The 12,110-nt window shown below is 62.6% G+C and carries 10 protein-coding genes; all 10 read left to right on the top strand.

The genetic code is table 11. From position 1 onward, the window contains the following. Positions 1-543 precede the first annotated feature (543 nt). The 10 genes from ACVWY0_RS12410 (at position 544) to ACVWY0_RS12365 (ending at position 11,753) form a co-directional block, all read left to right on the top strand. Positions 544-1,434, top strand: a complete 891-nt coding sequence (locus ACVWY0_RS12410; protein WP_485836965.1) for a M23 family metallopeptidase — start codon at positions 544-546, stop codon at positions 1,432-1,434. Beyond that, positions 1,434-1,970, top strand: coding sequence for a hypothetical protein (locus ACVWY0_RS12405; RefSeq protein WP_485836964.1), 537 nt, complete (start codon positions 1,434-1,436; stop codon positions 1,968-1,970). Before ACVWY0_RS12410 ends, ACVWY0_RS12405 begins: the two co-directional genes overlap by 1 nt. A gap of 199 nt (positions 1,971-2,169) precedes the next feature. After that, a complete protein-coding gene (locus ACVWY0_RS12400) occupies positions 2,170-3,384 on the top strand; it encodes a MinD/ParA family ATP-binding protein (protein WP_485836963.1) in 1,215 nt (404 codons plus the stop codon). 11 nt (positions 3,385-3,395) lie between these two features. After that, positions 3,396-3,731 carry a hypothetical protein gene (locus ACVWY0_RS12395; RefSeq protein WP_485836962.1) on the top strand — a complete coding sequence of 112 codons (336 nt, stop codon included), beginning with the start codon at positions 3,396-3,398 and terminating at the stop codon, positions 3,729-3,731. Positions 3,732-3,804: 73 nt separating this feature from the next. Beyond that, entirely contained in the window at positions 3,805-4,605 is an 801-nt protein-coding gene (locus ACVWY0_RS12390; protein ID WP_485836961.1) for a hypothetical protein, read from the top strand. A gap of 85 nt (positions 4,606-4,690) precedes the next feature. Continuing rightward, complete coding sequence (locus ACVWY0_RS12385; protein WP_485836960.1) at positions 4,691-6,466, top strand: hypothetical protein; 1,776 nt, start codon at positions 4,691-4,693, stop codon at positions 6,464-6,466. A gap of 28 nt (positions 6,467-6,494) precedes the next feature. Next, on the top strand, positions 6,495-8,057 hold the full coding sequence (locus ACVWY0_RS12380) for a hypothetical protein (RefSeq protein WP_485836959.1): 1,563 nt from the start codon (positions 6,495-6,497) through the stop codon (positions 8,055-8,057). After that, on the top strand, positions 8,054-9,676 hold the full coding sequence (locus tag ACVWY0_RS12375; RefSeq protein ID WP_485836958.1) for an ATP/GTP-binding protein: 1,623 nt from the start codon (positions 8,054-8,056) through the stop codon (positions 9,674-9,676). Before ACVWY0_RS12380 ends, ACVWY0_RS12375 begins: the two co-directional genes overlap by 4 nt. Beyond that, on the top strand, positions 9,673-11,364 hold the full coding sequence (locus ACVWY0_RS12370; RefSeq protein WP_485836957.1) for a type IV secretory system conjugative DNA transfer family protein: 1,692 nt from the start codon (positions 9,673-9,675) through the stop codon (positions 11,362-11,364). Before ACVWY0_RS12375 ends, ACVWY0_RS12370 begins: the two co-directional genes overlap by 4 nt. Next, positions 11,361-11,753, top strand: a complete 393-nt coding sequence (locus ACVWY0_RS12365; protein WP_485836956.1) for a DUF4913 domain-containing protein — start codon at positions 11,361-11,363, stop codon at positions 11,751-11,753. The genes ACVWY0_RS12370 and ACVWY0_RS12365 overlap by 4 nt, the downstream gene beginning before the upstream one ends. Positions 11,754-12,110: the final 357 nt, after the last annotated feature.

The following is a 12,110-nucleotide window of genomic DNA, read 5'->3' as shown; positions in this document are numbered from 1 at the left end:
TCAGCCCTGATATATGAACAATGCATGCCCACTACAGGCGTTGTACATGTTCACTACAGGCGTGTATCGTTGATTGAGCTAGCCGACGCGTGAGCATCGAAGGGGGAGTCACGTGATCCGCATTGAGCGGCGGCCGAAGCCACCAGCCGAAACGAGGGGATTTCACATGGAGACGCTGCTCTTTTCCAGGAACTGGCCCGTGACCGAAGATCCACTGCTCCATGGAGTTCCCCTCAAGCACGCAACACGGCCCCCCATAAACCTCAAAGATTCCTGGTTTCGAACCAACGGGATCAGGCGGACTTCCTAGTGGGTATCGCTGCAGCTGGGGCAGCAAAAGCCGTTGCAGGAAAGGCGTTTCGAAAAGTCATCGTTCCTGTTGCCGCTACAACTGCCCTGGCACTCGGTTTTGTTGTCGTGGTCCTCGATGACGGAGGGACTCCGGCACAGGCCGCTTCCGCCTGTGTGGCGCCTGGTACCTCAGCGGTATCCGCAACGTCACCGGTCTCTGGCAGCACAGTGGCTGGGTTCGATGGTGAGCAGATGAAGAACGCGGCAGCGATTATGAAAGCTGCTGCAGATCTTGGGATGCCTGTCGCGGCTCAGCTGATCGGTGTGCAGGCAGCCATTGGCGAGTCCACGTTGCGGGTCATCGATTTTGGGGATGGCGCCGGTCCGGATTCCCGTGGGCTGTTCCAGCAGCGTGCGGCCGGGTGGGGGTCCTATGAGGACCGGATGGATCCTCACATCAGTTCAACGAACTTCTTCAAGGCGCTCCAGCGTGTGGAGGGCTGGGAGTCGCTGGAGCCAACCATTGCGATCCACCGGACCCAGCGCAACGCGGACCCGAACCACTACACGCGGTTCCGGGCCCAGGCCACGGAAATCGTCGAGTCCCTGGGCGGCGAAGCAGCTGCCCAGGTTGATCCGTCCGGTGTCTGCCCGGCTGAGGGCAACGCAGTGGTTGGAGACCTTGCCGGCAACTGGGTCAAACCCCTCCCTGATGCCGTGATGACCAGCGGTTACGGCCCGCGTCCAGCTCCTCCCGGCACGGCCGGGGGAGTGCTGGCCAACTTTCACTACGGCATCGACTTCTCCACTCCGGGGCAGGCCGGAACGATCGTGGCGGTCGCGGATATGAAGATCGTCAAGATCCGGAACCTGGAGGGCCAATTCGGCACCGGTGTCACGGGCCAGACCGTGGACGGCAAGCTCACCATCGGCATGTATCACATGGCAGCTGGCTCCTTGAAGGTCAAGGAAGGCGACACCGTTGCCGCCGGGACCCCTTTGGGGACCGAGGGCGCGACGGGCAACGTTTCCGGCCGGCACCTGCACATGGAGTTCTACGCCGGGGCGCTCCCTAATCCGATGATCCCGATCAACGCCACCATCGACCCGACACCGATCCTCAAAGAGAAAGGCATCCTGTGATGCGTAAACTCGCGCTCGTTCCGGCCCTGATCGCTGGAACACTCCTGCTGGCTAGCTGCGCTGGCGAACCAGCATCCAACCTTGCCAGCACGGCCCCTGCCGCGTCAGAGACGGCCACTGCCGACGCTGGTCAGGCCAGCGGTGAGCACTCGGCCGACGACGGCCACGATGCTACAGAGCACTACGACGGCCCTAACGTCACCTGGGACGCCAACGCCGAGGCAAAGGTCAAAGAGACCGCAGCGAAAGCCATGAAGCTGTTCGGCCGCCCAGACGTCGAAGAGAAGAAGTGGTTTTCCGACCTGGCGCCGTTGCTTGCGCCCGAGTACGCCGAGGATGCCAAGTACATCGACCCTGCCCGGGTGCCGATCACCACGATCACTGATGGCCCATCGATCACCCGCGAGGCACAGAACCCCATGACCGTCACGGCATCTTTTTACACCAACGACGGCCCTTGGGACATGATGCTGCACCGCACCGGCCAGGACGCTCCCTGGCTGGTCACGTCCATCAGTTCCAAGGCCTCCCAGTGAACGGACACCAGAGCATGAGCCTTGATGAATTCGGCACCGCGCCGTTGTTCACGGATCCGCTGGCCGACGCCCCGGTGACGGTGAGCACGCCGTCTCCCGCCGATGGGGGCCCTGGCGCTGTTCTGTTCCAGGACGCACGAGACCTGCGGCCATTACAGATTTCCCGAAGTGAGCACACCAACAATGTAAGGAAGAGCGCATGAGCACCAACTGGTCAGGCGTGGAACGTAAGTCCCGCGCCCCTATCAGCCTCACAGATCCCGACGAGACCACGACCGGGGAAAACGGGCAGGATGCCCCAGCACCGGTCATCAGCGCGGTCCCGGATCAGGAGGCGACTGTGCCGGCTCAGCCGCCCAGAGAGCCCGCCCAGTCCGCGCGAGCGGCCTCCGCCGAGGGCGAGCATGGGCCTCTTGTCAGCGGCCGTCGCAGCGCGTCGGTGCTGCGGAAGGAAAACGTCAACGATCAGTTGCCGCCTGCCACCGGATGGCAGGCATTCATGCGGGCCATTACCTTTGGCCTGGTCAAGCCCAAAGTCGGCGCAGCCGAGCTGGCACGGCGCACGGACCTGTCCGCGATCCAACGCGTGTATTCACGTCCGATGCAGATCATGGTCGCCCAGCCCCTGGGCGGGGTCGGGAAAACCACCTGCAGCGTCGGCATCGGGTCCACGTTCGGGATCCACTCGGGCCAACACGCCATCGTGTGGGATATCAACGAGATGATGGGCACCCTCGGCGTGCGAACCAACGCGAATGAGTCCACCCGCACGGTGTGGGACCTGCTGAACGTGTTGGAGAAGTTCGAGACCATCTCAGCCCGCAAGGGCGACTTCACCTATTACACCCGCCACCAGGGCAAGAACCAGTTCTCCGTTCTGGCCTCCGATGAGGACCCGGACCGGATGAAGTCCATCGGGGCTGAGGAGTTCAACCGGATCCACACGGTGGTCAGCCGGTTCTACGACACGATCATTGTCGATACGGGGAACAACACCCGCTCCGCGAACTGGCTGGCCTCGATTGAGGTCACGGACCAGCTCGTGATTCCCACGACGCTCAAACGCAATGCTGTTGTCTCGGCGCTGCGGATGATCGAGCAGCTTGAATCCATGAGTGAGCGCACCGGGAATGCCCACTATAAGAACCTGGTCGATAACGCCGTTGTCATCGTCACCCAAGGTGGCGGGGCGAAAGTCTCGACCGCTGAGCAGGCGGACCTGCGCGAAAAGCTTGGCTCCGCCGTCCGGACGATCATCGACATTCCTTATGACGCGGCCTTGGACACCGGATCGATCATCGACTGGCAGCTCGTCGGGGACCCGGCCCGCCGCGCCTTCGAACGCGCCACGGCAGAAATCGCCGCCGGCCTGCTCGAAGTAGACAATCGGCCCACCACCAACTCCAACCGATAGGAAGTCACGCCATGTTCAGCACGATCCTCAATGAAGTCATCATTCCCGCAGCAGCCGACAACCCGCTGGATGGGGTCACGCCCAACATCGACGTGTTCGGCGTGAAGTTCAAAGGCGCCATTCAGCTGATCCTGGGCGGTATTTGGGCACTGGTTCTGATTCTCGTCACTGCAGCGTTCCTGTGGAACCTGGGCAAGTGGGGCGTCGCCCGCCAGCGCGGCCATTCCGACGACATTTCCGACGGCGCAGACGGCGCCAAGCGCAGCGGCGTCGCCTTCGCCGCCGTCGCAGGGGCCAGCGTCATCATCGGCGGCATCCTCGCCCTGACCGGCGCAGCAGGGGCCTAGCCCCGATCCTGGAGGCCCGAAGACTGCGGTTCCTGACCGCGCCGAACTTCCGACAATGAATGGATTGTGACTCATGAAAAAGAACTGGAAAGCCTTGGTGGCTATCGCCGCGGTGGTGATCATCGCGGCTGTTGCCGTGGTGATCATCAACATGCGCCCGGCCGGCCAGGCCGCACAGCGGGAACCGGGCGCTGACAGCAGCATCGTCGCTGGCAAGTTCGGGTTCCCCGTCTCCAAGATCAGCATCGGGGAAGGCGGGACCAAGAAAGCAAGTGACGGCAAGACCATCACCGGTTACAACGGCACCTGCGACTCCGCTGTTCAGGCCGCCGCCAACTACGTACCCCTCATCATGGACGTCAACGTGAAGACTTGGGCGGATCAGAAGAAGACCCTCACCGGGGTATCCCAGCCCGGCCCCTGGTTCGAAAAGGCAACCTACAAAGGCGACGTCGTGGCCAACACCAAGGAGTTTCCGGCACCCCCTTTTGATGGTGGATGGTATGGCCGCTCCGATGTGGCTGCCGGCGGCATGTACCGGGTTGCCAGCTGTGAAGAGAAGAAGCGTGCCGTCGTCCAGGTCTTCACCGGAGGGGTGGAGGCCAGAGTAAACGAGGCCCCCAGCGGCTTTTTCCAGACGCTCACCCTTGAACTCTCTTGGGACAGTGACTGGAAGATCTCTGACGCCGCGGTAGTGCAGAAAGGCGAAGACTTCGGCGACCGGGTCAAGGACGGCGGCCCGATGAGCATCGGCACACTCATGGACATGAATGAGGAAGCCACGCCTGTCCTGCGAAATGAACTGGTCAACGCATTCTTCGAGGACAAGAGCAGGGATGGGTGGGTTGAGTATGCAAACGCTAAGCGCCAGTAAAAGGCTGCGGCTGGTTGCCGCTCTGCTGGCTGTGTTCCTTGGTTTCGGCGTGGTGTTCGCGGGGACTGCCCACGCGGCGGATGACGTGAACACCACCGAGAAGCTGAACGCTGATCAGATGAAGCGTCTCGCCGGGTTGCCGGAGGACCAGCGGAACGGGATCCGGGACCGGCTGAACGGCGAGCTCGGCAAGACGGCCTGCAGCGATGGATGGTTCTTTGCGGCCATGGGCGGCAGTGATTGTGAGAACGTCGCTGCCAAGGCGTTCGGTACGTTCCTGACGACACCGGAGAAGTCCCTGGGCTACAGCGACGATAAGAACACCGTGCCGTTCTGCGCGGGGCTAGCCAGTGTGGGCGCACCTCCCACGGCCACGACCTGGTGCGCCGGGGGAGCCGCTTTTCGGAAGTTTGCTCCGTTAGCCGGGGTTGTACTTCGCACGGCCTTGTCGGTGACACCTGGTGGGCAGGCTGTGTTGGGCACGGTGGATACGGTGGCGTTCATTGCCAATGCGAAGGACGGGTTTGAGAAGTTCGCTAACTCGGTCAAGGACGAGGGTGTGAAGGCTACCAATGAGGTTCTGAACAATCTGATGAAGGTCTCCGCGTTCCAGGTCGATGACTCGTTCCGGGATCTTTGGGCGATCTTTGCCGGGGTGGGGATCGTGATTATGGCCTTGATGTATTTCAAGCTCTTCAAGGATGTCTCCAACGAGGAGATAGACCTGGACACGGCCCGACAATCGCTGTTCTGGTACGGACCGCTATCGATGGTCCTGGTGTTGTTTGGCCCGGCGATCGGATATGTGATCAATGGGTGGCTGACACAGATTACCGAGTCGTTTACTCCGTGGACCTCGAACCAGATCATGGACTTCGCGACAGCGATTTCCCGGTTCGCGGGCTATGAGTCCAACGGGGTGTTTGGCCCGTTGGCGGCGGTGCTGCTGTTCGGGTTGTTGTTCGTTGGTGCGTGGGCGTTGCTGGGGTTGTTCGCGCTGCAGCCGTTCGCCCTGTATCTGCTGGGTGTTGGTCTGGCGCTGATGATCGGTTTCATGATCCACCCGCAGTACCGCGAACGCGTGAGTAAGACCGGAACGCTGTGGCTCGGGATTGCCCTGTCCAAGCCGCTGATCCTTTTGTTGATGGGTGCGCTGTTCAGTTTCATCAGCTCACGTCCGGCGTTCCAGGGCGTGGGAACCGATGATGCGCTGATCAACGCGTCCTCGGTGTTCCTGGCAGCGGCGGCAATGCTTGTGCTGGCGTTCTCGCCGGCGCTGTTGTTCAAGTTCGTCCCGCTCCTGCCGTCCTCGGCCACAAGCTACGGTGCCGGTCGTCCCTCGGTTGCCGGGGCCGCGATGGTAGCCGGCACAGGTGCGGCGGTGGGTTCGATGATCCGTAATCGTCGGATCAGTCAGAACCAGTCCAGCGCTGGTGCCTCCGGTGGTGCGGCAAGGGGTGCGGCCCAGGCTGGCGGCGCTGCAATGTCCGGGGTAGGTCCCGGCGGGGGGAGCCAGGGGACGAGCGCTGGTCAGCCGATGTCTCGGGCCATGGCCCGCCAGGGATCCGGCGGTCAGGGTTCTGGTGGGGAGTCTGGACCGGATACGCGCACTTTGGGGGAGATGCAGCGTGATGACAGGGCTGCCACACCTTCGGGGAAGGCTGCACAGGCCGTGCGCGGCGGTGCAGCTGCCATGGGCCGCGGTTCAGGCGCCGCTGCGCGGGGTTCCGCGAAGATCGCAGCTGGTGGCGCTACTGCGTTCCTGCTTGCTGGCCGTGAAGGTGCACGGCAGGCCGCGCTGCGCGGCCGTCAGGGAGTCGATGCAATGGCTCCCGATACCGGCCACATCAGTGGCCGGTAAGTAGTGCAGGAATAGGGGAGTAGTCGTTATGGGAAGAATGGTCGTTGTCGGTGGTGAGGTCTCACGCCGTGGCCTGTTCGGTGGGAACCGGACCGGCCCGGAGTGGGTGGCCCTCGCGGTCGCTGTCCTGATCGCCGGTATAGCGTTGTTGGCTTCCGGGTCCAACCGGCTGGTCGGCATGATCGTCGCAGCTGTTGTCCTGTTGGCCGGCGTTGCACTGACGACGCCGAACAAGATGACCGGGCACCGTTCCCTGGGTGCGTTGTATGTCGAGTCCCGGCATAAGCGCACCCGCCGGAAGAATAAGACGATTACGTTCGTGCCGGTGAAGTTCCGGGACCAGACCCGCGTGGTCAAGGCCGGGAAAGCTGACCGCGCCCGGGCCGACGAGAAAGGCATGATCGAGGTCCCTGTCCGGCACAGGAACAACGTCCCGTTGATGGTGGGCAATGTCCGGTCGTTCACGACACAGACCCCTGCGGGGCCGATGACGGTGTTCCGTCACCAGGGCAAGATCAAAGAGGCCTACTACACGGTGACCCTGGAAATTATGGGCTCGTCCTCCGGGATCCGGGAGGAAAACCGGGAGGACTCCGGATATGTGGCACGCGGCCAGCTATTGGCCCGCCTGGCCCGCCGGCAGTCCCTCGTTTCGCATGTGCAGTCTTTGTCGCGGGCGGTGCCGATGGACTCGGCCGATCACCTGATCTGGATTAAGAAGCGCCGTGCCGCGAATGTACCCCGCGTGTTGTTGGAGTCCTACGGGGATCTGGTGGAAGCGGTGCAGTCCCGTTCTGAGCAGCACCGCACGTATGAGACGTTCCGTGTTCCCCGGTCCGAGACGCTGCGTCGCCGTGCTGAGCAGCTCGGCGGGGGAGACGAAGGCATAGGCCAGGCGATCTTCCAGGAAGTCCGCTCCGCGATGGCCCAGGCCTCGATGATGGGTTCCATCCGGGACTTCCGCCCGCTGGGTCCCGCACCGATGGCGGCTCTGCTGCGGCACCTGCAGGATCCCGATTTTGATATTGATGACTACGAGGGTGCTGACCTGATGGACTGCTGGCAGCACCTGAACGGGGATGCTCCCATGTCCGTCATCATCAATGATCACTGGCACACCCGCACCGGCTACGTCCCGGCTTCGGCGTTCAGTCCCGAAGCTATTCCGGTCTCGGCTCTGCAGTCACTGATCAGCGGCATTCAGCCGGCGGTGGTGCATTCGGTGTCCATGGTGATGGAACTTGAGGATGCGCGTAAGGCGCGTGGGAAGGCCCGCACGGACGCGGCCATGGACCGTGCCAAGGAGAAGCAGGTAGCCAAATCCGGTGTCGTCACAGACGGTTCAGAGGATGTCCTGATGGGGGCCTCCACGCAGCGGCTCCTGGACCTGAAACCCGGTTCCGGACACCACGGAGCCTCCTACGCGCTTTACATTTCGTTCTCCGTCGAATCGGAGGACGAGATCCTGTCCACCGCCGACGTGATTGAATCAGCGGCAGCGGACGCCGGGATTGAGTTTATTGACTGGATGGATCAGCGCCAGGACCTGGCCCTGATCACCACCATGCCGTTTACGAGAGGAATCCGATGAACACCCAGAAAGTGATCAAAGGCCTGCGGATGCCGTGGGCACTGACAGAAAAGTCCCGCCGTGCCCGCCGTTCGGCAGCCCGGTCCACGAAACTTGCCACCGAGAACACTGCCGCTGCGGCCACCGCTGATGCGGTGGCCACCAAGCGGCCCCAGTCCAAGGCAGCGGTGAAGCGGGCCGCACGGAAGGGTGACAAGCTCCGCGCCCGGGCAGAGGCACAGGCCGCGTCAGCGACGCGCTGGAACCATGACCGGAAGTCCAAGCAGGCCTCCCTGCTCGGATACTACGATCCGGCCGCCCCTGGTGTGTTGTCCTCGACACGGCAAATGGAATTTTCACACATGGCGATCGCCTCCCCACCGACCTCGCACCGGGGCCTGGTGTTCGGCATCGATGCCGGGTCCGGGTGGATGGTCGTCCATGACCCGTTCACCTCATACGGAAACGAGCTCGAATCCCCGAACGTCTGCTTCATCGGAGACCTCGGCCAGGGCAAGTCCTCGGCCATGAAAACCTGGGCGGTGCTGCGTCAGCTCATCCTCGGCCGGCGTGTGGTGGTGATCGATAAGAAGTACCAGCTGGACCAGAACGGCGGCGAATACACCTCCCTGGCCCAGGAACTGGGCATCACTCCGGTGAAGTTCATGGTCGGCGGCGGTGGGGCAAGGATCAACATCCTGGATCCCCGGATCGCAGCCCGTCTTCACGAGGACAACCACGACGATACCGCCCTCTCCACCCCGGCAGGGCAGTCGATGCTGGTCCGCGCCGTCGTGGAAGAAGCCCTCGGCCGGCCCCTGCAGCCCAAGGAGGGCAAAGCCGTGCGGATGGCCCACAAGCAAGCGCTGCGAGCAGCCGCCACAGCAGGCGAAGTCGCTCATGTCCGTCACGTCCTGACCGCTCTTTACGCGCCGGACAAGGACGCAGCCACGGCGTCGGGACTGACAGTGGAGGAACTGCGGCAGTGGGGCCAGGATCCGGCGTTCGAGCTCGAACGAATGATTGAAGATGACCTTGCCGGGTTGATCGACGGACCCACGAGTGAGGAAATCGCACTGAACGCCGGCCTGACGGTCTTTGACGTCTCACTGCTCCCGGAAGACGGGCCGGCGTTGGCGATCGTCATGACGATCATCAACACCTGGTTGGCGAACACGCTCTACCGCCAAACAGAGCCGGTGCCGACGGTGCTGGTGATCGAGGAAGCCTGGCACACCGTGCAGGGCTCGGTCGCAAAGGTCACACGCCGGAACACCAAGCTTTCCCGCGCCCTGTCGCTCTCATGCATGTTCGCGTTCCATCACATCTCCGACATTCCCGAAGACAGCCCGGCCATCGCCATGCTCAAAGAATGCGGAACGGTCCTGCTCTACAAGCAGCAAAAATCCGCCGACGCCCTGGCCTGTGAAGAAATGTTCAACCTGCCCTACGGGTCCGCGTCCAGCATCTCCGCACTCGTCAAGGGCACCTGCATGTTCAAAATCGGCAGCCTGGATCCGTTCGTGGCCATCCACGTCCGCAGCCCCCTCGAAGTCGAACTCACGGACACGGACAAGGCCATGAAGTCCACCGGCACCATGGACTCCGCCGAACAATCAGCACTGGAGGAAGCAGCATGAGCGCCAAAACCTCAACAGATACCATCATGAAAATCGGCCTGACCGTCATCATCGTCGTCTTGGTGGTCCTTGCCTGGGTATCGGCGTTCCTGGGAGAAATGATCACTCCCACGGGGATGCCGTGGACAGACTTTGAAGCACTCTGGGCCAAGGTCAAGGCCGGCGGGGTCCTGTGGCCGGGAGCCTCGACGTGGATCCTGATTGTGTTAGCTGTGATCGCCGTTGTGGGCGCCGGGATGCTCAGCGCCCTGTTCGGGTCCAAGAAGCACCGTGACGATGGTCTGCCCCGCTACAAGGACCTGGAGAAGCGGATGGGCAAGAAAGCTGCCCTGGCCAAGGCCAAGCAGTCTCTGGAACTCCCCGCCGATGCCACGGAAGAGGAAATGATCGTGGCACTGTGCAAGCTCGACGGGCAGACCCTCTACGTCCAGCATGAGGATTCGATGTGGGTGTTCGCCCCGCAGCGCTCGGGTAAGACACTGTTTCTGGCCGTAGGCATCATCCTGGACGCACCAGGTGCGGTGATTGCCACCTCCACGAAGAATGATCTGCCGATGCTGACCGCCGTTGCGCGGCAGCGAAAGGGGGATGTGACAGTGTTCGACCTCCAAGACATTTCCGGGTGGCCGAACAAAATCAGGTGGAACGTCATCGACGGGTGCGAAGATCCCGACGAGGCACTGGCCCGAGCCAAGGCATGGGCCGGAGCCCAGCCGATGGGGAACGTCAAGAACGGGGACTTCTTCAACTCCAAAGCCTCGGCCGTTCTGGGCCGGTTCCTGCACGCCGCCGCCCTGGCCGGGAAAAGCATTGAAGACGTCGTGCGCTGGACGAACAACTTCTCCGACAAGGAGCCCTTGGACATTCTCGAAGATCACAACGCACCTGCGGCGTTCTCGGCCCGTTTGAGCGCCTTGACGACGTCCAGGGCCGGGGAAACAGTTGACTCGATCCAGGAGACCCTGGCCGGGTTGCTGGAGCCGCTGTCTTCTCCCAAGGCCATGCACACGCTCAGCCCGGCCAAGGGCGAGGGATTCGATATGGAGACGTTCCTGGCCAAACCGAACACGATCTACCTGCTGACCGACGGCGAACGCTCACCGGTGGCCCCACTGGTGGCCATGTTCGCTGACTTCATGTTCCGTAAGGCCCAGCGCATTTCCCAGGGAATGCCCGGGGGCCGGTTATGGCCGGTATTGACGATGGTCCTGGATGAGGCACCGAACGTCGCGGCCATCCCGGACATGGCCGGGGCGCTGTCCGACTCCGGCGGCCGCGGAATCCGGATCATCGGTTTCAGCCAGTCGTTCGCGCAGAACCGGCAACGCTGGGGATCTGAGGCAGCAACCGCAATCCGTGGAACGTCCTCGATTCGGTTGTTTCTGCCCGGCCTGGAAGAACTCGATGAACTCGACAAGATTGCACGCGCAGCGGGGACCACCCGGAAGGAACGGGTTTCCACGTCCCAGGGCCGGGGTGGATCATCCCGGACCACCAGCGAGGAAGAGCGCCCGGTGATCCGCGGCAATGAGATCCAGCAGCTGCCCGTGGGGGAGGCCTTCATGCACTACAGCAACGTCGCACCCGCCAGGGTGAAGCTCATGCCGTGGTGGGAACGTCCCGACGCTGACCAGATACGCACGGACAAAGCCGCAGCGGCCGAAATTGTCAGGCGGATCCAGGTATGAGTCAGGACACCGAAAGCGCGGACCTGCAGGAACCCGAACTCACCGCGACCGAAGCTACACAGGCTTTCGTAATGTGGGTCGAGGTAATGATCCACGATCTTGAGTCCGTCCCCGACGAAAGCACCCACCGCTACTGGTGCCGTGAATGGTGGCAGCACCCCGAAGCTGTCAGCCGGCTCAGCGCCCTCCACGAGGCCTACAGCGAGGCAGAGACGGACCACGCGCTCTCAGCCTGGTGGACACAGCACTGGGACAGCCACGCACGCGTCCTGTTCTCCCAGCACGGCCCCTTCAAAAACTGCCAGCGCGAACACCGATTCCTCGAACGCGCAGACGACTACAAACCCCGGCTGCTCACGACGTCACCACCACCGGACTGGACACCCTGACCACAACCAAAAGGGGGTGGCTTATGAAAAAGTCGATTATCCAACGCTGGCCGCCCCAGTCGGAGACTGCCCTTAGGCTGTTTTGTCCATGCTGCGCCCCGCAGCAGCACGTTGGGGAACTGTCAACGCGCCGCGGCCCGCAGTGAGGGCACGCACCCTAATTCGGCAGTAAACATGGGAAGGGCAGCCAAAGCCCGAAAGTCTCGCACTGGGGCAGCAGTAGGGGCTGAACGAGGTAGGAACGGCCTCAGCCGGTAGGCACAGCGCAACTGTGTAACAGGGGCTGCATCAGGCAGCTCCTGTGGGGGAGTGGCACTATAGGGCGGCGGCATATTGCTCTGGCACTGCGTAACGCGG

It is taken from the genome of Arthrobacter sp. UYNi723, from assembly GCF_054057635.1.
The sequence above is the reverse complement of the archived record's forward strand: the minus strand, read 5'-3'. Positions and strand labels throughout refer to the sequence as shown.